At 66.7% G+C, this 20,304-nt stretch carries 18 protein-coding genes; 10 read left to right on the top strand and 8 right to left on the bottom strand.

Going from position 1 to position 20,304, the window contains the following annotated elements; translation table 11 throughout:
- Positions 1-95: 95 nt before the first annotated feature.
- The 3 genes from FPY90_RS13550 to FPY90_RS13540 all read right to left on the bottom strand — a co-directional run bounded on the left by FPY90_RS13550 (position 96) and on the right by FPY90_RS13540 (position 3,189).
- The gene (locus FPY90_RS13550; protein WP_498681619.1) at positions 96-2,405 is read right to left on the bottom strand and encodes a heavy metal translocating P-type ATPase; all 2,310 of its coding nucleotides are present in this window, start codon (positions 2,403-2,405) and stop codon (positions 96-98) included.
- Positions 2,406-2,486: 81 nt separating this feature from the next.
- The gene (locus FPY90_RS13545; RefSeq protein WP_498681618.1) at positions 2,487-2,819 is read right to left on the bottom strand and encodes a heavy-metal-associated domain-containing protein; all 333 of its coding nucleotides are present in this window, start codon (positions 2,817-2,819) and stop codon (positions 2,487-2,489) included.
- A 40-nt stretch (positions 2,820-2,859) separates the two neighbouring features.
- Complete coding sequence (locus FPY90_RS13540) at positions 2,860-3,189, bottom strand: metal-sensitive transcriptional regulator (protein WP_071213744.1); 330 nt, start codon at positions 3,187-3,189, stop codon at positions 2,860-2,862.
- 83 nt (positions 3,190-3,272) lie between these two features.
- Between FPY90_RS13540 and FPY90_RS13535 the strand changes: the two genes are divergently transcribed.
- Complete coding sequence (locus tag FPY90_RS13535; protein WP_071213745.1) at positions 3,273-4,541, top strand: carboxylate--amine ligase; 1,269 nt, start codon at positions 3,273-3,275, stop codon at positions 4,539-4,541.
- A 319-nt stretch (positions 4,542-4,860) separates the two neighbouring features.
- Here FPY90_RS13535 and FPY90_RS13530 read toward each other — a convergent pair whose 3' ends face one another.
- Positions 4,861-5,277: a VOC family protein gene (locus FPY90_RS13530; protein ID WP_071213746.1), complete on the bottom strand. Its 417-nt coding sequence runs from the start codon at positions 5,275-5,277 to the stop codon at positions 4,861-4,863.
- A 352-nt stretch (positions 5,278-5,629) separates the two neighbouring features.
- Between FPY90_RS13530 and FPY90_RS13525 the strand changes: the two genes are divergently transcribed.
- The 8 genes from FPY90_RS13525 to thpD all read left to right on the top strand — a co-directional run bounded on the left by FPY90_RS13525 (position 5,630) and on the right by thpD (position 14,849).
- Positions 5,630-6,940, top strand: coding sequence for a GAF domain-containing protein (locus FPY90_RS13525; protein WP_498681616.1), 1,311 nt, complete (start codon positions 5,630-5,632; stop codon positions 6,938-6,940).
- Between the two features lie 834 nt (positions 6,941-7,774).
- A complete protein-coding gene (gene adh / locus FPY90_RS13520; RefSeq protein ID WP_071213749.1) occupies positions 7,775-9,298 on the top strand; it encodes an aldehyde dehydrogenase in 1,524 nt (507 codons plus the stop codon).
- Between the two features lie 208 nt (positions 9,299-9,506).
- The gene (gene adhP, locus FPY90_RS13515) at positions 9,507-10,532 is read left to right on the top strand and encodes an alcohol dehydrogenase AdhP (RefSeq protein ID WP_498681614.1); all 1,026 of its coding nucleotides are present in this window, start codon (positions 9,507-9,509) and stop codon (positions 10,530-10,532) included.
- Between the two features lie 164 nt (positions 10,533-10,696).
- The gene (locus FPY90_RS13510) at positions 10,697-11,110 is read left to right on the top strand and encodes a DUF779 domain-containing protein (RefSeq protein ID WP_498681613.1); all 414 of its coding nucleotides are present in this window, start codon (positions 10,697-10,699) and stop codon (positions 11,108-11,110) included.
- Between the two features lie 370 nt (positions 11,111-11,480).
- Complete coding sequence (gene ectA, locus FPY90_RS13505; RefSeq protein WP_498681612.1) at positions 11,481-11,945, top strand: diaminobutyrate acetyltransferase; 465 nt, start codon at positions 11,481-11,483, stop codon at positions 11,943-11,945.
- Between the two features lie 122 nt (positions 11,946-12,067).
- Entirely contained in the window at positions 12,068-13,336 is a 1,269-nt protein-coding gene (gene ectB / locus FPY90_RS13500) for a diaminobutyrate--2-oxoglutarate transaminase (RefSeq protein WP_498681611.1), read from the top strand.
- Between the two features lie 70 nt (positions 13,337-13,406).
- A complete protein-coding gene (locus tag FPY90_RS13495; protein ID WP_498681610.1) occupies positions 13,407-13,811 on the top strand; it encodes an ectoine synthase in 405 nt (134 codons plus the stop codon).
- A gap of 138 nt (positions 13,812-13,949) precedes the next feature.
- Positions 13,950-14,849: an ectoine hydroxylase gene (thpD, locus tag FPY90_RS13490; RefSeq protein ID WP_498681609.1), complete on the top strand. Its 900-nt coding sequence runs from the start codon at positions 13,950-13,952 to the stop codon at positions 14,847-14,849.
- Here the strand turns inward: thpD and FPY90_RS13485 are convergent.
- Positions 14,846-15,301, bottom strand: a complete 456-nt coding sequence (locus tag FPY90_RS13485) for a pyrimidine dimer DNA glycosylase/endonuclease V (protein WP_498681608.1) — start codon at positions 15,299-15,301, stop codon at positions 14,846-14,848. The genes thpD and FPY90_RS13485 overlap by 4 nt on opposite strands.
- An 86-nt stretch (positions 15,302-15,387) precedes the next feature.
- Here FPY90_RS13485 and FPY90_RS13480 point away from each other — a divergent pair, with 86 nt between their 5' ends.
- Complete coding sequence (locus FPY90_RS13480) at positions 15,388-15,822, top strand: acyl-CoA thioesterase (protein WP_498681606.1); 435 nt, start codon at positions 15,388-15,390, stop codon at positions 15,820-15,822.
- Between the two features lie 4 nt (positions 15,823-15,826).
- Here the strand turns inward: FPY90_RS13480 and FPY90_RS13475 are convergent, their stop codons facing one another.
- From FPY90_RS13475 to FPY90_RS13465, 3 genes are all read right to left on the bottom strand, one after another.
- Positions 15,827-17,335 (bottom strand): SulP family inorganic anion transporter, encoded by a 1,509-nt coding sequence (locus tag FPY90_RS13475; RefSeq protein ID WP_498681604.1) that lies wholly within the window; start codon positions 17,333-17,335, stop codon positions 15,827-15,829.
- Positions 17,336-17,863: 528 nt separating this feature from the next.
- Positions 17,864-18,262, bottom strand: a complete 399-nt coding sequence (locus FPY90_RS13470) for a hypothetical protein (protein ID WP_498681603.1) — start codon at positions 18,260-18,262, stop codon at positions 17,864-17,866.
- 56 nt (positions 18,263-18,318) lie between these two features.
- Positions 18,319-20,232, bottom strand: coding sequence for an FAD-dependent monooxygenase (locus FPY90_RS13465; protein WP_498681602.1), 1,914 nt, complete (start codon positions 20,230-20,232; stop codon positions 18,319-18,321).
- Between the last annotated feature and the right edge of the window lie 72 nt (positions 20,233-20,304).

Here is a 20,304-nt window from a genome sequence, read left to right as displayed (position 1 = left end):
ACGCCTGGTCCCGGACAAGCCAAACGCCGGAGCCCTGCGCCTCCATGGCAGGAGGAGCGGGGATCCGGCGTCGTGCGGAGGGACGGGGACGAAGTCTACTTGCGGCCGAAGCGACGCAGGCGCAGCGAGTTGGCCACCACCAGCACCGAACTGGCGGCCATCGCGGCCCCGGCGATCATCGGGTTCAGGAACCCGAGTGCCGCGATCGGGATGCCGGCCGTGTTGTAGGCGAAGGCCCAGAACAGGTTCACCTTGATGGTGCCCAGGGTCTTGCGGGAAAGCTCGATGGACTGCGCCACCTGGGCCAGGTCGTTGCCCATGATGGTCAGGTCGGCCGCCTCGATGGCGACGTCGGTGCCCGATCCCATGGCGATGCCGAGGTCGGCCTGGGCCAGCGCCGGGGCGTCGTTCACGCCGTCGCCGACCATGGCGACCACCTGGCCGCGGGCCTGGAGCTCGCGCACGGCCCGGGCCTTGCCGTCGGGGAACACGTCGGCGAAGACGTCCTCCCCGGCGATGCCGACCTGGGCTGCAACCAACTTGGCGACCGCAGCATTGTCGCCGGTGAGCAGCACCGGGCGCAGGCCCAGTTCCATGAGCTTGGCAATGGCGGCGGCGGAGGATTCCTTGATGGTGTCGGTCAGGTTCACCAGTCCGGCGAAGGAGCCGTCGACGCCAACCATGATGGAGGTGGCTCCGGCCTGCTGCGCGGCGGCAAGGCCGGCGCGGTGCGCATCGGTGAGTTCGATGCCGCTTTCCTTCAACCAGCTTTCCCGGCCCGCGACAACAACTCGGGTGCCGACCGTGGCGCGCACGCCGCCGCCCGGTGCGGAATTGAATCCGCTGGTCTCTCGCAGCGAGTCCTTGGCGCGGGCCGCTGCGACGATCGCGTGGGCGATCGGGTGCTCCGAGCCGGACTCCGCCGCACCGGCCAGGGCCAGCAGCTCCGACTCGTCGAACCCGTCGACCGGGTCCAGCGAGGTGACGGCGAGGTTCCCCTCGGTGATGGTTCCGGTCTTGTCCAGCAGCACGGTGTCGATCTTGCGGGTGTCTTCCAGGACCTGGGGGCCGCGGATCAGGATGCCTAACTGGGCCCCGCGACCGGTTCCCACCAGCAGCCCGATCGGGGTGGCAAGGCCCAAGGCGCACGGGCAGGCGATGACCAGCACGGCGACGGCCGCGGTGAAGGCGGAGTTCACCTCACCGGTGAACACCAGCCAGAGGATGAAGGTGAGAAGCGCGATGACCAGCACGATCGGCACGAAGACGGCGGAAATGCGGTCGGCCAGCCGGGCTATGGGTGCCTTGCCGGTCTGCGCCTCGGACACCAGCCGGCCCATCTGGGCCAGGGTGGTGTCCGCCCCGACGCGGGTGGCGCGCACCAGCAGGGCCCCGGAGGTGTTGATGGTGGCACCGGTGACGGTGTCGTCCGGACCCACCTCGACGGGCACCGACTCGCCGGTGACCAGCGCGGTGTCGATGGCCGAGTGCCCGGTGACGACGAAGCCGTCGGTGGCGATCTTCTCCCCGGGCCTCACGACGAACTCGTCGCCGGGAACCAGCTCGGAGGCCGCGATCTTGGTTTCCACGCCGTTGCGCAGCACCGTGGCTTCCTTGGCGCCCAGGTCCAGCAGGGCCTTCAGCGCGTCGCCGGCACGAGACTTGGCGCGGGCCTCGAGCCAGCGGCCGAGCAGCAGGAACGTGGCCACGACGCCGGCGGTTTCGAAGTACAGCGCGTGATCGCTCATCGACATGCCGACGTGTGCCGTGATGTTCGGGTCGGCGATCAGCTGCCAGAGCGAGAAGAAGTAGGCCGCCAGGACGCCGATGGACACCAGGGTGTCCATCGTGGAGGCGAAGTGGCGGGCGTTGATCGCCGCGGCGCGGTGGAACGGCCAGGCGGACCAGAAGACCACCGGGGTTGCCAGGAACAGCGCGACCCAGCCCCAATGGGGGAATTGCGCCCCGGGAATCATGGAAATGATGAACAGCGGCACGGTGAAGATCGCGCCGATCACCAGGCGCTTTTTCAGCTCGTCCCCCGCGGTGTCCGGCGCGTGGTTGGTGCCCAGCTGCCTGCTCGGTTCGCCGGTGGACAGGGGGGAAGGCGCTTGGCCGGATCCACTATTCCCGGGGATCGCGGTGGCTGCCGCGGTGGCGTACTGGTCGACCTTGAGGCTTGCCTGGTAGCCGGCCGACTGGACCGTGGCGATGAGCTGTTCATCGCTGACGTTTTCGGGGACCGTGATGCGTGCCGATTCCAGCGGCAGGTTCACGAGGGCCTCGACGCCGTCGATCTTTCCAAGTTTTCGCTCAACCCGACCCACGCAAGATGCACACGTCATGCCCTGGATGTCCAGTTCGACGATGCGTTGGTTGGCGGGGAACGTGATGTCGTTGCTCATGATTCCATTTCTTTGCCCGGCCGCGGGGGACACCCGGACGCCCGTTGGGGAATCCCGTCCCCGTGGCGAGCGGGGAGATGCTTAGGCGCTTGCGGAGACGAGCGTGTAGCCGGCCTCCGTCACTGCGGCTTCGAGAACCGAGTTCTCGACGGGGGAATTGGTGGTGACGACGGCGGTGGAGGTTCCTCCGGCGGACAAGATGACTTCGACGTTGCTGACACCGGGAACCTCGTTGAGTTCCTCGTTGACGGAGGCGACGCAGTGGCCGCAGGTCATGCCGTCGATTTTCAGGGTGATGGTGCTCTGGCTCATGGCTTCCTCGGAGGGCTTGGTGGTGATGGTGAGGCCTTCGTTCGAGTTGCTTCCGCAGCCGCAGCCGCAGCCGCCGCAACCGCAGCTTGATTCGTTGCTCATGTGTTCTCCTGGTCGGGTTGTTGAAAAGTGGTGTGGGTACCTAGCGCAGCAGGCGGCCGATGGCCGTTGTCACTTCGCTGACCTTGTCGTCCACATAGGACCGGTCCCCGGTCTCGAGTGACTGGGCAGCGGCGTTGACCACGCAATGTGAAACGTGCTCCTCGACCAGCCCCAGGCTGACCTTGTGCAGGGCGGCATTGATGGCGGAGATCTGGGTGAGGATGTCGATGCAGTACTTTTCCTCGTCGACCATGCGGCTGACCCCGCGGACCTGGCCTTCGATGCGGCTGAGCCGCTTCAGCAGGGCTTCCTTGTTGGCCGTGTAGCCGTGGTCAACGTGGGAATCGGCAGGGACGACAATGTTTTCCATACTTCGAATAATACCCCCTAAGGGTATGTTGTCAAGTACCCCCATGGGGTATTCGATTTGTGGCAGGTTGATAGTTTTGGATCATGCAGATCAGCGAGAACCAGCCTTTTGTCCCTGTCATTCTGGGCGGTGACATCGGCGCCTACTCGTTGGCGCGGGAATTCCACGAGCAATACGACGTGCATTCGGTGGTTGTTCCCTCGGTGATGACCGGTATCACCGAGCATTCGCGCATCCTGCTCCCGCGGCCCTTCGCGCAGCAGGACGACCCGGGCGCATTTGCCGCCTTCGTCTCCGAACTGGGACGCGAATTCGGCGGTTCCAACGGCACCAAGCGGCCGCTGCTGCTGCTGGGCGCGGCGGACCAACACATCCGCTTCATCGCCACGCATGCCGACGAGCTCTCCGAATGGTTCACCATCCCGTACGTCGGCAACTCCGAACTGGACCGGGCCACGGAGAAGGACGCCTTCTACCAACTCTGCCGCGACCTGGGCGTGAGCTACCCGGCCACCGTGGTCCACGACTGTGCCGGGGGTTCCGTTGACGCCCCGGCGCTGGAGGCCGAGCTGGCAGCCGAGGGCGTGCCGTTCCCGGCCATCGTGAAGCCCTCGGACGGGGTCGCCTGGGGAGCCCTGGAATTCCCGGGCAAGAAGAAGGTCCACACTGTCGCCTCGCTGGCGGAGCTCACCAACCTGGTCGCCAAGGCCTCCGGAGCCGGGTACGCAGGCACCCTCGTCATCCAGGACCTGATCCCGGGCGATGACAGCGGCATGCACCTGGCCACGTTCTTCAGCGACAAGGCCGGACGGGTGCGTTTTGTCTCCTGCGGACGGGTCATTGTCGAGGAGCATGCTCCCGGCGCCCTGGGGAACTCGGCGGCCATCGTCGCCCAGCCAAACGATGTCGCGGTGGCCGAGGGGACCCGGCTGTTGGAGGAGCTCGGGTGGACCGGCTTCTCCATGTTCGACATGAAGCTGGACCCGCGCGACGGCGCATACAAGTTCTTCGAGCTGAATCCCCGCCTGGGCCGGAACCACTTCTATGTCACCGCGGCAGGACACAATGTCACGCGCTTCTACGTCGAGGAGTACCTGCGCGGCGGACTGGCCGGAGGCAGCGACCTGCAGGTGGCCAGCGAACGCCACCTCTACAACATCCTTCCGCTGCGCCTCCTGCGACGTTACGTGCCCGGTGACATGACGAGCGGGGTCGAGGAGCTGATTTCCTCAAAGCGATACAGCCATCCGCTGTACTACAAGAAGGAAACCAGCCCCCGGCGTTGGCTCTACATCCTGCTGAGCACCGTGAACCACTACCGCAAGTTCAAGCGCCACCACCCGGCAGCCTAGAGTTCCGAACCCGGCCCGGCGTAGAGTGAAGAAAAGCCCTCGGGGGGCGGTTCAAGGGAGGCAGCAATGGGTGACTACAAGTTGTACACGGATGCCGAGCGTGCGTCGTATCTTTCACCGGCCTGTGAGCGTTGTGGGCAACGCCGGCACGTCGTGTGGGAGGACCAAGGCGAGGCCGAAGCCCACTGGTCGCCGCGCGATGCCGGTTGCACCAACGAGGCCTGCACGGCCTGATCCGGGACGTTCCCGGAGAGCCACGCGGGCACAGGCACGAGGCGTGTCACCGGGCCATGCCCGGCGACACGCCTTTCGCATGCGGCTAGGCGCCCTGGACGGCCGACATGTCCATCCAGCCGACCTCCCATTCGTGCCCGTCGGGATCCAGGAAGGCTACGGAATACATCCCCGGGAACTCCTCCGCGGCCTCTCGATAGATGGTGCCGCCATGGGCGAGGGCGCGGCGCGCGTACTCATCGACCTCTTCGCGGGTCTCCCCGCTGATGGCGTTGAGCACCTCGCGCGGGCCCGCGCCGTAGGTGGGTGTGTCTCCGTTGCGCAGGAACGAAGAGTAGAACTCCTCGGTGAGCACCATGACCCAGATGGTCTCGGTGATCATCCAGGCGCTGGCGACCTCGTTGGAGAAATCGGTGTTCTTCTCGAAACCCAGCCCGGCGTAAAAAGTGTCCGAGATTGCCAGATCCTTGGTGGGAAGATTGACGAAAATCATGCGTGCCATCGGATCGTTCCTTTGTTGGTGTGCGATGGATGAGTCGGGAAATGATCCCGCACCCATGATCCGTGCCCGCCCGTTGCGGTGGCAATAGCCGGTGGAGAATTCCACCCGTCGGATCGCCCGGGGCGGTGCGGCCCTCCGGGACGGAGCTGCGGAAAATCGCTCGATTTCCCGTGGGGGTGTGCGAATCACACCGCTTTCTTGCGGTGTTGCGGCTTGGGCGGCCCACGCGAATCCGCAGGGGTATTACTGGTATGGAATCTCCCCTAAACTAGGAGCTAAATCGTGAAGGGGGTCACATTGGGTGCCGTGCGGGCGCCCACGTGGTGATTTCCTGACTCGTGGAAGGTAAAAGATGCCTCTGGTGACCCCGGCCTCGATGGCTTTGCAGCGCCGTGCGCTGGCTGCGCACGAGGCACTGGGGGCCGGTGTCCCGAACGAAACGGCATGGCAGCTCCGCGATGTGGTCCGCGAGTCCTGGTTGCGCTCGCTTGAATACAAGGACAGTGTCGAATCCAATGCCCACACGGTGCTAAGCGACGAGGCACTGCGCGATTTGCGAACCGCCTCGCCGCTGCGTCTGGTATTGCCGGTCTTTGACCGCCTGCTCCTGGAATCGACGCGGGACACCAACCTGATCCTTGCCATCGGCGATCCCAACGGGCGGTTGCTGTGGGTCAAGGGCGACAGCCAGGTATTGCGAGATGCGGAGTCCATGGCCTTTGTTCCCGGTGCGGACTGGTCCGAACGAGCCGTGGGGACTTCCGCACCGGGAACCGCACTGGTCACCGGCGGGGGAGTGCAGGTCGCCGGCGCCGAACATTTCGATCCCATTGCCCACAGGTGGAGTTGCACTGCGGTCCCCATCCATTCTCCGGACACCGGGGAGATGCTCGGGGTTGTTGACATCACCGGTGGCGCGGACGCCGTGGCGTCGCATTCATTGGCGCTCCTGAAGGCGGCCGTCGCGGCGGCCGAGTCGGAACTGCGCTGGCACCAGGAGCATGCCGATCCGGAACGCAAGACCTTCATCGTTCCCGCCTCCCGCAAGCCCAAGATGGCACCTGAACCGGAATCCATGCTGCATCTGACCTCCGGTGCCGGTGCCCAATTACGCCGCGGCAACGTCAGCATTGAACTATCCACGCGGCATGCGGAGCTGCTCGCGCTACTGAGCTGGTACCCGCGAGGCCTCAGCGGCGAGGAACTCGTCGAACTGCTGCACATCAATCCGGATGCGGCAGATGCGGGCACGCTTCGGGCCGAACTGGTGCGGTTGCGCAAGGTGCTTGCGGACTTCGACGAGTCGTTGGTCCCGCTCTCGCGCCCCTACAGGTTGGGAAACCTGCCGCGATGCGATGCCCGCGAGGTCCTCCGGGCAATCGAGAAGGGCGACCTGGACGCCGCCTTGTCGTATTACCAGGGTCCCATCCTGCCGCGTTCGCTGGCCCCCGGCATAGAAGAGATCCGTGACGAGGTGTTCGCGGCCCTCCGCCAGGCAATGCTGCAAGACGGAAGCGACACGCATCTGATTCGGTTCCTGGGATTGTCCGAGGCCCAAGACGACGAAGAGGTCCTTGGCACCACATTGCAGGTGTTGCCACCCCGCTCCCCGCACCGGGCCCTGGTGGTCGCGGCGCTTGAACGGATCGAATCCCGAGGTTAGTCGGTGAACATCGGCGGGGTGTAGCCGGCCGCTGCCCGGGCCAGGATCGGAATGCCGGCACCCCGAGTGCGGAGCCGGGTTCCGAGACCGAACCCGGTGCGGGCGGGGCCGGGGCGACGAGCAACCGGGCACCGGCAATCCGGCGGCGCGCCTCGGTCTCGGAGATGTGCCGGTGCGACTGCATCCAGGCCGTGGTGGTTCGGTGCGGGGCCATCCCCTGGCACATCGCCTCCACGGGAACCGGGGCGGTGCCGGCGGCCAGTTCCCGGGGATCGGCAGCCAGGGCATCGATCTCCGCAGCGGTCTCCGGGTCCAGCCGATTCACCCCGGCCGCGTCGGCGGCGAACGCGGTGAGCAGCTGCCCGAAGGCGACCGCCCGGTTTCCCTGCTCGTACAGCCCCAGCACCAAGGCGGCGGAGGCTGCATCCAGGTCCGCGGCCCCCCAGCGCCAGCACCGCGTCGGCCAGGTGGCGGATCGCGGTGTCGGTGGATGCGTGCCCCCTCGGGGTGCCGGTTGGCGCGGTGGTGGTCATGAACCCCAGTCTGCTCCGCCCGCGCCCGGCGCGCGGCCGGAAAAGCCCAATGTGCGGGGAGATGGACCCGAGGACTGAAAATTCCCTGCCGAAGCTTCAAGGAAGCGCGGAGAAAAGGGAGGTGCGCTCCGATCGGGTGGAGGGATAGGCGGGTTGGCTGGGCGAATTGCCCCGGAAATCCGCGGGATCCCGCCCGCCAGGCAACGTTGCAGCCTCGCGTGCAACGTTGCCGCAACCTCGGTGTGAGTAGGCTCACATCAAGCAACAAGTTCACCACCCCACTCATCTCCAAGGAGTCGTCATGACGGTCTACGCCAACCCCAACACCGAAGGTTCACTCGTTCACTTCAAGTCCCGTTATGAGCACTACATCGGTGGCCAGTGGGTGGCCCCGGTCAAGGGCCAGTACTTCGAGAACATCACCCCGGTCACCGGCAAGGGCTTCTGCGAGGTCGGCCGCGGCACCGCCGAGGACATCGAAGCAGCACTGGATGCCGCGGAGGCCGCAGCCGGCCCGTGGGGCAAGACCAGCCCGGCCGAACGCGCGGTGATCCTGAACAAGATCGCCGACCGCATCGAGGAAAACCTGGAAATGCTCGCCGTCGCGGAGACCTGGGACAACGGCAAGGCGGTCCGCGAGACCATCAACGCCGACCTGCCGCTGGCCGTCGACCACTTCCGCTACTTCGCCGGAGCCATCCGCGCCCAGGAAGGCGGCCTCTCGCAGATCGACGAGAACACCACCGCGTACCACTTCCACGAGCCGCTCGGCGTGGTCGGCCAGATCATCCCCTGGAACTTCCCGATCCTCATGGCCGTGTGGAAGCTGGCCCCGGCGCTGGCCGCGGGCAACGCCATCGTCCTGAAGCCCGCCGAGCAGACCCCGGTCTCGATCCTGGTGCTCATGGAACTGATCGGCGACCTGATCCCGGCCGGCGTGCTGAACGTCGTCAACGGCTTCGGCGTCGAGGCCGGCAAGCCGCTGGCCTCCAACAAGCGCATCCGCAAGATCGCATTCACCGGCGAGACCACCACCGGCCGGCTGATCATGCAGTACGCCTCGGAGAACCTGATCCCGGTCACCCTGGAGCTGGGCGGCAAGTCCCCGAACATCTTCTTCGAGGACGTTGCGGCCAAGGACGACGCGTTCTACGACAAGGCCAAGGAGGGCTTCACGATGTTCGCGCTGAACCAGGGCGAGGTCTGCACCTGCCCCTCGCGCGCGCTGGTCCAGGAGTCCATCTACGACTCGTTCATGGCCGATGTCGTGGAGCGCACCAAGGCCATCAAGCAGGGCAACCCGCTGGACACCGAGACCATGATGGGTGCCCAGGCCTCCAACGACCAGCTGGAGAAGATCCTCTCCTACTTGGACATCGGCAAGGCCGAGGGTGCCAAGGTGCTCACCGGCGGCGGGCGTGCCGAGCTCGGCGGGGATTTGGAGGGCGGCTACTACGTGCAGCCGACCATCTTCGAGGGCCACAACAAGATGCGCATCTTCCAGGAGGAGATCTTCGGACCCGTCGTCTCGGTCGCGAAGTTCTCCGGCTACGACGACGCGATCGAGATCGCCAACGACACCCTCTACGGGCTGGGCTCGGGCGTGTGGAGCCGCAACGGCAACACCGCCTACCGCGCCGGCCGCGACATCCAGGCCGGACGCGTCTGGGTCAACCAGTACCACGCCTACCCGGCGCACTCCGCCTTCGGAGGCTACAAGTCCTCGGGCATCGGGCGCGAGAACCACAAGATGATGCTGGACCACTACCAGCAGACCAAGAACCTGCTGGTCTCCTACTCGGAGGACAAGCTCGGTTTCTTCTAAACCGGCAGTTGCCGGCGGGGCCGGAGGTGCAAAAGCCTTCGACCCCACCGGCCACCGCCTGCCGTTGCACCACCCCCGGCAGCCATCCCGTTCCGGCAAGCAGCACACCCCTTCCACCCTTCTTCGGTGGTGCGGGATCAGGGCCTGGCACCGCTTGGTGCATCCCCCTGTGCCCGCGCCACCGGCCAAAGCAAAGGAAACACCCCCCATGAGCACCATGCGCGCAGCCATCGTCGAGAATTTTGGCGACGAACTCACCATCGGAACCATCGCCATCCCCGAGCCCGGCCCCGGCCAGGCACTGGTGAAGGTCATTGCCTCCGGCGTCTGCCACACCGACCTGCACGCCGCCGAGGGCGACTGGCCCGTCAAGCCCAAGCTTCCGCTGGTCCCGGGCCACGAGGGCGTCGGCACGGTCGAGAAGATCGGCGAAGGGGTCACCGAAGTCAAGGTCGGGGACCTGGTCGGCAACGCCTGGCTGGCCAGCGCCTGCGGCAGCTGCGAATTCTGCCGCACCGGCTGGGAGACGCTGTGCGAGTCGCAGTCCAACGGCGGCTACTCGGTCGACGGTTCCTTCGGCGAATACATGCTGGTCGATGCGAAGTTCGCCGCCCACATCCCGGCGGGGTCGGACCCGTTCGAGATCGCCCCGGTGCTCTGTGCCGGAGTCACCGTCTACAAGGGCCTGAAGCAGACCGAGGTGCGTCCCGGCCAATGGGTCGTGATCTCCGGCATCGGAGGGCTGGGACACATCGCGGTGCAGTACGCGGTGGCCATGGGCATGCGCGTCGCCGCGGTCGACGTCGCCGAGGAGAAACTGGCCCTGGCCCGCAGCCACGGCGCCGAGGTCACCGTCAACGCGTTCGCGCAAGACCCGGCCGAGGCCATCCAGGCGGCCACCGGCGGCGCGCACGGGGTGCTGGTCACCGCGGTGCACCCGGCGGCGTTCGGCCAGGCCATCGGGATGACCCGCCGCGGCGGAACCATCGTGTTCAACGGCCTGCCGCCGGGGGACTTCCCGGCACCGATCTTCGACATCGTGCTCAAGGGCCTGACCATCCGCGGCTCGATCGTGGGCACCCGGCAGGACATGGACGAGGCGCTGGAATTCTACGCCCGCGGCCAGATCAAGCCGACCTTCCACACCCGCCCGCTCGAGGACGTCAACGCGGTCCTCGACGAGATGAAGCACGCGAAGATCGACGGCCGCGTGGTCATCGACTACGCAAAGTAGCACCGGGCCGTTCGGCCGGTGACAAGATCTCCCAGCACCCGTGGAACAAGGGTGCGGGGAACCGGCAAGACCGTTCCGCACCTCCCGCCCGGCACCGTCAATCCAAGACGGCGCCGGGCGGCGGTGTCTGCCAGTGAAACCACGAAGCACAAGGGAGCAGGACCATGGAAGAGAACATCGAATCGGCACCGCGGATTGCCGGCGAGGAATTTTCGCGCGTGGCGCTGGCACCCGAGGCGGCCGGGCTGCTGCGCAAGCTCTGGGGCCAATACGGCCCGCTGATGTTCCACCAATCCGGCGGCTGCTGCGACGGATCCTCGCCCATGTGCTTCCCCGCCGGGGATTTCAAGACCGGGGACGCCGACGTGCTGCTGGGGACTTTCGCGCTGCCCGATGCCGACGGAGGTGCACTGGGGGAGCTGGATTTCTGGATGAGCCGCGAGCAATTCGAGTATTGGAAGCACACCAAGCTGACCATCGACGTGGTTCCCGGGCGAGGCTCGGGCTTCTCCGTGGAGGCGCCCGAGGGCAAGCGCTTCCTGATCCGCAGCGAGATCATTCAGTTCCCCACGGTTTAGCCGGTGTGGCGCCGCGGCCCGGCTTGGAGCGACCGCCGTGCGCCATCGTTGGTTGGCCGGTCGCCGGAATCCCCTCGCCGGAGTGAGGGGCGACACAGGGGGCGCGACGTAATATAACAAAATGATAACGGTATTTCGGGCCCGTTTTCGGCCCCGCCGGGCACCGGTGCATCCTTAGTCGCGCGTGGGATCCCCCGGAGGGGCGGAGCGCTCGCCCAACGGGCCGATTCGTGTCAAATCCGACGGACCGGGGGTTGAATTCGACTGGCATCTCGTTACGTTGGAGTGGATGGTTGAAGAAGTCGAAAACACATTGTCCGAGGCAACATTCCGCCAACCAGCAGTATCCGACGGCCAAACCCTGTGGCAGATGGCCACCGACAGCCAGGTACTGGATGTGAACACGTCGTACGCGTACCTGCTCTGGTGCCGCGACTTCGCCAAGACCTCGCTCGTCGCCGAGATCGACGGCACCCCGGCCGGTTTCGTCACCGGCTACCTGCGACCCGACGAGCCGGAAATCCTCATGGTCTGGCAGGTCGCCGTGGGTGCCGGCTTCCAGCAGCGCGGCCTGGCCGCGGCCATGCTCGACGAACTCGCGGCACGCTGCGGCGTGCAGGGAGTCGAGACCACGGTCACCGAGGACAACGCGCCCTCCAACCGGCTGTTCACGCGCTTCGCCGAACGGCACGGGGCCGAGCTGACGGGCACCGCGTTGTTCACCCCCGAGCTGTACCCGGATGACCACGACACCGAATACCTGTACCGGATCGGGCCGCTGGGCCCCGGCGCCGCCGCGCGCGTACCCGAGCTGGCGGCCGCCGGCATCCGCTGACACCCACACGCAATCGCACCCAAGCCTTTTCGGCACGCCAAAAAACAACATCACCGCACCGCGGCAGGCTCCTTTCCGAAGGACGCGCCGCAGCTTTGTCATACCTATCGAAGGGAAAGACCATGAGCTCCATTTTTGAAACCCTCGAGTCCGAGGTCCGCAGCTATTCGCGCAGCTGGCCCGCCGTGTTCACGCACGCCAGCGGCGCCACGCAGACGGCGGAGGACGGGACCGAATACCTCGACTTCTTCTCCGGCGCCGGCGCCCTGAACTACGGGCACAACAACCCCAAGCTGACCGCCCCGCTGCTGGACTACCTCGCCAGCGGCGCGGTCGTCCACTCGCTGGACATGATGACCCCCGCCAAGCGCGAGTTCCTGGAAACGTTCCAGGATCTGATCCTCAAGCCGCGCCACCTCGACTACAAGGTGATGTTCCCGGGCCCGACCGGCACCAACACCGTGGAGGCCGCGCTGAAGCTGGCCCGCAAGGTCACCGGCCGCCAACACATCCTCTCGTTCACCAACGCATTCCACGGGATGACCCTGGGTTCCCTGTCGGTGACCGGGAACTCGCTCAAGCGCAAGGGCGCCGGCATCCCGCTGACCAACAGCTCCAAGATCCCGTACGACGACTACTTCGACGGCGCCACCGCCGATTTCATGTGGCTCGAGCGGGTCCTGGAGGATTCCGGCTCCGGCGTGGACAAGCCGGCCGCCGTCATCGTCGAGACGGTGCAGGGCGAGGGCGGCCTGCGGGCGGCCCGCATCGACTGGCTGCGCGGCCTCGCGGCCCTGCTCAAGCGCCACGACATCCTGCTGATCGTCGACGACGTCCAGGCCGGCTGCGGCCGCACCGGCACCTTCTTCAGCTTCGAGGAAGTCGGCCTCGAGCCGGACATCGTGTGCCTGTCCAAGTCGATCTCCGGCTACGGCCTGCCGATGGCGCTGACCCTGTTCCGCCCGGAGCTGGACGTGTGGGAGCCGGGCGAGCACAACGGGACCTTCCGCGGGCACAACCCCGCCTTCGTCACCGCCACCGCGGCGCTGCGCACCTACTGGGCCAACGACGGGTTCCAGCAGCAGCTGGCCGGCACCATCGCCACCCTGCATCGCGGCCTGGAGGATATCGCCGGCACCGTCGAGGGCGCGGGCGTGCGCGGCCGCGGCCTGCTGGCCGGGATCATCTTCCCGGACCTGGCCACGGCCTCCAAGGTCGCCGCCGCGGCCTTTGCCAACGGGTTGCTGGTGGAGACCTCCGGCCCCGAGGACGAGGTCATCAAGATCATGCCGCCGCTGACCGTCACCGACGAGGAACTCGGGCGCGGCCTGGGGATCCTTGCCGAGGCGGTGCGCACCGCCGTCGGTTCGCCGGCGCTGGCCGCCGTGTAGCCGGCCCCCACCCACCAAACCCGGCTGGCCACGGCCAACCACCACACCGAACCCATCCCCTGGAGGACACATGCTGGTTACCAACCTGAACGACCTGAACGACACCGACCGCGACATCAAGTCGGAGACCTGGCGCAGCCGCCGCATGGTGCTTGCGGGGGAGGGCGTCGGCTTCTCCTTCCACGACACCGTGATCTACGCCGGAACCACCTCGACGTTCCACTACGCCAACCACATCGAGGCCGTGTACTGCGTCCAGGGCGAGGGCACGCTGACCAATGAGGAAACCGGCGAGGTGCACGAGCTGCGCGACGGCACCATGTACCTGCTGGACGGCAACGAGAAGCACACCGTGCGCGCCACCACCGAAATGCGCATGGCCTGCGTCTTCAACCCGCCGGTGACCGGCCGCGAAATCCACGACGAGAACGGCGTCTACCCGCTGGTCCTTGAGGAGACCGCAACGGTTTCCTGACCCCCCCACGGGGACCCCCTGGAACTGCCCGCCTCTTTCCCAGGCAGGGCTTCCCGATGTGCCGGCCCCCAACGGGTCCGGCACATCGGTGTCTGCGCGGCACGGCGCAGCGAACCAAACAACCGAGGAGGAACGAACATGAGCCAGACACTTGATCGGGTGCACGATGCCTACCCCACCCGAACAGGGAACGACTACACGGTGCTGGACCGCCCGGACCCGGTGGTCCGGGGAACCGCGGCCGACGGCCCGATCGACCAGGCGACCTTGCAGGGCTTCGAAGACACCGGCTACCTGGCCATCGAACAGCTGGTCAACGCCGATGAACTCGCGGTGCTGCGTACCGAACTGGAGAGGATGTCGCGGAACCCGGCGGTGCGGGCCGACGAACGGACGATCATCGAGGCCAAGTCGCAGGAAGTACGCTCGATCTTCGACGTGCACCGCACGAGCGAGGTCTTCAAGGCGATCGCCAACGACCCGCGCGTGGTGGACCGGGCCCGGCAGATCCTGGGCTCGGAGGTCTACATCCACCAGTCGAGGGTGAACTTCAAGCCCGGCTTCGAGGGCAAGGAATTCTCCTGGCACTCGGACTTCGAGACCTGGCACGCCGAGGACGGCATGCCGACTCCGCGGGCGGTGAGCATCTCGATCTCGCTGACGGACAACTATTCCTATAACGGGCCGCTGATGATCATGCCCGGATCGCACAAGAAGTACATCTCCTGCGGGGGCGAAACCCCGGAGGACAACTACAAGAAGTCGCTGATCATGCAGGGCGCCGGAACCCCGGACAAGGGCACGTTGACCCGATTCGCCGACGAATACGGGATCGACGTGCTCGAGGGCAAGGCAGGAGGGGCCGTGATGTTCGATTCGAATTGCATGCACGCCTCGAACGGCAACGTGAGCCCGTACCCGCGCTCGAATATCTTCATCGTGTTCAACAGCGTGGAAAACACCCTGGTGGAGCCGTTTGCTGCCGCGGCGCCGCGCCCCGACTACATCGGCGTGCGGGACTTCACCCCGGCCGGCTAACCCCGGCGTCCGGCCTCGGGCCGTTCCCAGGGCTCGATGTCCCCGGGAACGGCCCGGAAGGCCGGGTGCAGGGCCGGCGGATCGGCCGCAGCCAGCAGGGATTCACGCTCCGGGTCGCGCACGGCGAGCTTGGTGCGCAGGTGTTCGCGCTCGTAGTCGACCTGGCCGGCGGCCACGGTGAGCATCTGCACCGGGCCGCCCGCCGGCGGGTGCAGGATGAGGGCGCGGTTGAAGTTGTAGCCGCGCGCGTCGGCCTCCCGGGCCAGGCCCTCCAGGTAGTTCCCGACCGCCGCGAGCGGATCCGCGGTGGCCCGGAAACGTTGAAGCTGCGGGTGGTTCCGGTAGCCGGCGGTCTTCCCGTCCAGCACCTTCTGCGCCAACAGGGTCTCGCGCCAGCAGGCGAGCAGGCCCTTGGTGTCCAGGTACGTTGGGTGCAGGCTCCAGAGTCGCATCCGACCAGCCTAGCGGCGCAGACGCTCCGGCGACCTGCGTGCTTCATGTTCTGCGCGCTTTTCCCGCACTCTGGTGCAATGGGGTCATGAGCGAAAACACCCCCGCGGTCACTTCAGGACCCGTTGACATTGAATTGCAGTTGCGCTGGTCCGACGAGGACGCGCTGGGGCACGTGAACAACGCCCGCATCGTCACGCTGATGGAAGAGGCTCGGCTGCGCTGGACCCAACCGCGCGGCAAGGCCGGCCGCTTCCCGCACGGCACCGTCGTGGCCTCGCTGAAGCTGGACTACCTGCGCCCGCTGTACTACCAGCCGACGATGCTCATCCAGTTGACCGTGGTGCGCATCGGCACCAAGTCGTTCACCCTGCGGCATGTGGGGATCCAGGACGGACAGGCGGTCTTTGACGGCACCACGGTGATGGTGCCGCTGGCCGAAGACAAGGTCTCCAGCCGTGCACTCAACGACCTCGAGCGTGCCTGGCTGGAAAGTGCATTGGCCGAGGCCGCCACGCCATGACCGCTTAGCCCAGGTGCCCGGCCATGCGCTGCTTCATGGCCGCGCTCGCATCGTTCAGGCCCACGATCTCCACATGCTTGCCGGCGGCCTCATATTTGGCGGTGATCGCCTCGAGCGACGCCAGCGTGGAAACGTCCCAGAGGTGCGAGGCGTGCATGTCGATGAGAACGTGTCCCGGGTCCAGGGCGTACTGGAACTGCGTGTACAGGTCGTTGGACGAGGCAAAGAAGAGCTCGCCGTTGACCGTGTAGGTGGCGGTCTCGCCTGCGGCATCCAGGGTTCGGGTGACGGTGACGAAGTGCGCCACGCGGCGGGCGAACAGCACCATGGCGGTGAGCACTCCGGCACCCACGCCCACGGCCAGGTTGTTGGAGGACACCGTGGCCACCACGGTGATGAGCATGACCGCGGTTTCGCTCTTGGGCATGCGGCGCAGCGTGGAAGGCCGAATGGAATGCCAGTCGAAGGTAGCCCACGACACGAAGATCATGACCGCCACCAGCGCAACCATGGGTATCAATGCGACCACGTCGCCGAAGACCACCACCAGCAGCAGCAGGAAGACGCCGGCCAGGAACGTGGAGATCCGGGTCCGGGCCCCGGAGGCCTTCACGTTGATCATGGTCTGGCCGATCATGGCGCAGCCGCCCATTCCGCCGAAGAATCCGGTCACCAGGTTGGCCACGCCCTGGCCCCAAGCCTCGCGGGTCTTGTTGGACGCGGTGTCGGTGACGTCGTCGACCAGCTTGGCCGTCATCAGGGATTCGAGCAGGCCCACGAAGGCCACCGCGAGCGCGTACGGGGCAATGACTTTGAAGGTCTCAAGATTTAGCGGGATCTGCGGGAAGAAAAGCTGGGGAAGGCTCGAGGGCAGCTCGCCCTTGTCTCCCACCGTGGGCACGGTGACGGCGGCCAGTACGGTGATGAGCGTGAGGACCACGATCGCCACCAGCGGGGCCGGGACCTTCGTGGTGATCCGCGGCAGGCCAAAGACGATCAGCAGCGCCAGCCCCAGCAAGGGGTAGGTCAGCCACGGGACATTGATGAGTTCGGGCAGCTGGGCGATGAACACCAGGATGGCCAACGCATTCACGAACCCGACCATGACCTGGCGGGGGATGAAACGCATCAACTTGGCCACGCCCAGCACCGCCAGCAGGATCTGGAAAAGCCCGGCCAGCAGGATCGCCGCGACCAGGTACTGCACGCCGTGGCTGGCCACCAGCGGAGCGATGACCAGGGCCACTGCGCCGGTGGCAGCGGAGATCATGGCCGGGCGCCCGCCCACGATGGCGATGGTCACCGCCATGGTGAAGGCGGAGAAGAGCCCCACGCGCGGGTCGACCCCGGCGATGATCGAGAACGCGATCGCCTCGGGGATCAGCGCGAGCGCCACCACCAGTCCGCCCAGGACCTCGACGGCGAGCAGCCGCGGAGACCGCAGGGTGCGCAACACCGATTGGCGTTCGACCGGGGTCGGTGCGGTGCTCGTTGCGGCGGACAGGGAAGGCATGAAGGTTCCGTTCAGAAGTATTGCGGCAGGAGAAACCATGGAATCAGGCAGCTGTCGCTGGCCATGGGGAAAGTGGTCTCTATCCAATCCTATGGGAGTGGGCACCGCTCAGGGCCTTGATGGTGGCCAAAGCAACAAGGCACCGGCGACAGAGTTTGGGTAGTTCGCGCCGGAACCCGGAAGCGCCGAATGGCCTGTCACTGGGAAGAACGTACGGCAAATGTTATCCCCAAAGCCTGTGGATAACATTTGCCGGGCCGGAGGCCTTCGGGACTTGTGGGGGTTGAGCAGCGGACCCGCGGGCGGTCCGCACGAAGCGGTGTCCCGACTCGGAATCACTGTCGGATAAAGCGTGCGGGAACGGGGCTTAACCCGGGGCTTTGTCGCACGAGTCTGCGGAAGCCGAGACATTCCCTGGGCGTCCCGCCCCCAGAGGCCTGCAGAATGTGTCTACACCCTGCTGGTGCGCCCACCGATGCCCCTTGTCAGGTTCGTTCCCGGGTGCAGGCCGGAATCTTGTCGGTGCAGTCAGGACGCGGGGTCGAAACCCAGTGAATCCAACTTGTTGCGGACCCGCCCGCAGGCCACCTGGAACAGGGAAACCACCGTTGTGCCCTGCAGGTCCCCGGCGCGGAAGCTCGGCGCGCTCAGCGACAGCGCAAACGAGGCGCCATTGGCCAGCGTCCCCACGGAGGCACCGACGGCGGCCAGCTCGGGTTCGGTGCGGCCGATGCTCAGTGCATAGCCCCGGGATCGGACCTCGATGAGCTCATGCAGCAGGCCGGACAGCCCGCGGCATACAGGTCGTGTGCCCCGCGTTCCGAGGCCCGGTCGCGGTACAGCTGGGCCACGGCGGATTCGGGCAGCCTCGAGAGCGAGGCCCGGCCGGCGGAGGAGGTTAGGGGCGGGCAGGGTTGTTCTGCACAACAGGATCCTTTGCCAACTCCGTGCGGCCGGGACCCGGCCGCACGGATGAAATCCGGCTACACCAGCGCCGGGGCCTTCATGATGCCGGCGAAGAAGCCGGACAGTTCCGCGTGCGCGTCCAGCGGCAGCACGTGGGCCACGTACTGGTCGGGGCGCACCACCACGATCGCGCCGTGTTCGCGGTTCACGCCGCGTGCCTCGAAGATGTCGTTCGCCGCGTCGATGGTGAAGACCTTTTCGTAGTCGATGAGCCCCAGCGGCGCCTTGCGCGGTAGCAGGAACGCGGGGACCTGGCCGGGCTCCACGTCGCGGTGGTGCTGCTGGAGCACCGCGCGCACGTCGAAGACCGCGTCGTCGTCGGCCCCGTGCGGGGTGAAGGCGCGGACCGGGGAAGATGGGTCCTGCCCCAGGTAGGCGCAGAAGGCCGCAAGGTGCGACTCAGCTGCATCGGGCCGGGCTGCGTCGGCGAAGGCGTAGATCCGCCAGCGGCCGTCTGCCAGGGCCTGGTGGCCGAGTTCCAACGGCTTGGCATCCGCCAGGCGGATGACTGGGGAGGAATGGAAGCGCTCGCCGACCGGGAAGCCGGAGGCCAGGTGCTCGTGGGTGTCCTCGCCGGTGATCATGCTCGGGGCGTAGTCGGTGGCGAAGCCCGCGGTGAACCGCGCGCCCTGGGTGAAGATGCCCTGGCGTTCGGCGGCGTCCATGCCGCCGGCCTCCGGGTTGGCCGGATCCTTGGGCTTGGCGGCCATGGCGGTGGACCACTTCAGGTCGAAGTCGATCAGCTCCTGGGCAATCACCTGGCGCTCGGCGGAATAGGTGTCCAAAAGTGTCTCGGGGCTGCGGCCCTGCAGCACCGCTGCCAGCTTCCATCCCAGGTTGAAGCCGTCCTGCATGGAGACGTTCATGCCCTGGCCGGCCTTGGCGCTGTGCGTGTGGCAGGCGTCCCCGGCAATGAACACGCGTGGGGTCCGGGTGCCGCGGTCCTCGGGCAGCACGTCGTCAAAGCGATCGGCAATGCGCTGGCCCACTTCGTAGACGCTCCACCAGGCGATTTCCTTCACGTCGAGCGTGTAGGGGTGAAGGATCTTCTGTGCTGCCTCGATCACCGAGTCGGCGGTGAAGCGCCCGCGGGCCTCGCGGTCGCCCGGGTCGATGTCGCCGAGGTCCACGTAGAGGCGCACCAGGTAGCCGCCCTCGCGCGGGATCAGGAGGATGGACCCGCCGGAGGCCGACTGGATGGCCGCCTTCAGGCGGATGTCGGGGAAGTCGGTGACAGCCAGCATGTCCATGACGCCCCAGGCGTGGTTGCGGGCATCTCCCTGCAACTTGATGCCCAGCGAGCGGCGCACGTTCGAGCGGGCGCCCTCGCAGCCCACGGCGTACTTGGCCTGGACGGTGATCTCGTTGCCGGGTTCCTCCCCGGTGCGGCGCAGCGTCGCGGTGACCGGGTACTCGCCGGTCTCCGCGACCACCACGTCGATGAGTTCCAGCCCGTAGTCGGGGACCAGGCGGCTGGGGGAGTTGGCCATGTGCTCGAAGAGCATGTCCTGCATGCGGGCCTGGTTCACGATCACGTGGGGGTACTCGGAAAGTCCGTCGGCGACGTCCTGGATCCGCCCGGTGCGCCCGATTCCGCCGCCGGATTCGGGGCCCCAGAAGGTGGTCTCGTTGACCCAGTAGGCCTCGCGCATGAGGCGTTCGGCGAGTTCGAAGCCGTTGAACATTTCCACGGTGCGGCAGGCCACCCCGTCGGCGTGCCCCAGTTCGAGGGCCGCCTCGCGGCGTTCGACAACAAAGGTGGAGATGTCGGGGAACTCGGCCAGCTGAGCGGCCAGGACGGAACCGGCGGGGCCGGTGCCGGCGATGAGGACGTCGACCTGGGTGGGGAGGGTCCCCGGGGCGCGGCGTCCGGGAGCTGCGCGGCGGATATCCGGGTCGCCCGGGCGGTAGCCATCTTGGTAGAACTGCATGCTGCTCCTTGAATCTGCCGCGCACCCTGCGCCAGGCTGTGATCTGTTTCATCAACCGTAGGGCCGGCCGCT

This window comes from Arthrobacter sp. C2 (genome assembly GCA_024207135.1).
In the GTDB taxonomy this organism is placed as follows: Bacteria; Actinomycetota; Actinomycetes; order Actinomycetales; family Micrococcaceae; genus Paeniglutamicibacter.
Note: the sequence above shows the minus strand (reverse complement) of the source record. Positions and strands in the feature narration are given on the sequence as shown.

Bases quoted from the DNA above. Each gene is read 5' to 3' on its own strand.
- FPY90_RS13550 (WP_498681619.1), bottom strand. From the start codon at position 2,405: ATGAGCAACGACATCACGTTCCCCGCCAACCAACGCATCGTCGAACTG.
- FPY90_RS13545 (WP_498681618.1), bottom strand. From the start codon at position 2,819: ATGAGCAACGAATCAAGCTGCGGTTGCGGCGGCTGCGGCTGCGGCTGC.
- FPY90_RS13540 (WP_071213744.1), bottom strand. From the start codon at position 3,189: ATGGAAAACATTGTCGTCCCTGCCGATTCCCACGTTGACCACGGCTAC.
- FPY90_RS13535 (WP_071213745.1), top strand. From the start codon at position 3,273: ATGCAGATCAGCGAGAACCAGCCTTTTGTCCCTGTCATTCTGGGCGGT.
- FPY90_RS13530 (WP_071213746.1), bottom strand. From the start codon at position 5,277: ATGGCACGCATGATTTTCGTCAATCTTCCCACCAAGGATCTGGCAATC.
- FPY90_RS13525 (WP_498681616.1), top strand. From the start codon at position 5,630: ATGCCTCTGGTGACCCCGGCCTCGATGGCTTTGCAGCGCCGTGCGCTG.
- adh (WP_071213749.1), top strand. From the start codon at position 7,775: ATGACGGTCTACGCCAACCCCAACACCGAAGGTTCACTCGTTCACTTC.
- adhP (WP_498681614.1), top strand. From the start codon at position 9,507: ATGAGCACCATGCGCGCAGCCATCGTCGAGAATTTTGGCGACGAACTC.
- FPY90_RS13510 (WP_498681613.1), top strand. From the start codon at position 10,697: ATGGAAGAGAACATCGAATCGGCACCGCGGATTGCCGGCGAGGAATTT.
- ectA (WP_498681612.1), top strand. From the start codon at position 11,481: ATGGCCACCGACAGCCAGGTACTGGATGTGAACACGTCGTACGCGTAC.
- ectB (WP_498681611.1), top strand. From the start codon at position 12,068: ATGAGCTCCATTTTTGAAACCCTCGAGTCCGAGGTCCGCAGCTATTCG.
- FPY90_RS13495 (WP_498681610.1), top strand. From the start codon at position 13,407: ATGCTGGTTACCAACCTGAACGACCTGAACGACACCGACCGCGACATC.
- thpD (WP_498681609.1), top strand. From the start codon at position 13,950: ATGAGCCAGACACTTGATCGGGTGCACGATGCCTACCCCACCCGAACA.
- FPY90_RS13485 (WP_498681608.1), bottom strand. From the start codon at position 15,301: ATGCGACTCTGGAGCCTGCACCCAACGTACCTGGACACCAAGGGCCTG.
- FPY90_RS13480 (WP_498681606.1), top strand. From the start codon at position 15,388: ATGAGCGAAAACACCCCCGCGGTCACTTCAGGACCCGTTGACATTGAA.
- FPY90_RS13475 (WP_498681604.1), bottom strand. From the start codon at position 17,335: ATGCCTTCCCTGTCCGCCGCAACGAGCACCGCACCGACCCCGGTCGAA.
- FPY90_RS13465 (WP_498681602.1), bottom strand. From the start codon at position 20,232: ATGCAGTTCTACCAAGATGGCTACCGCCCGGGCGACCCGGATATCCGC.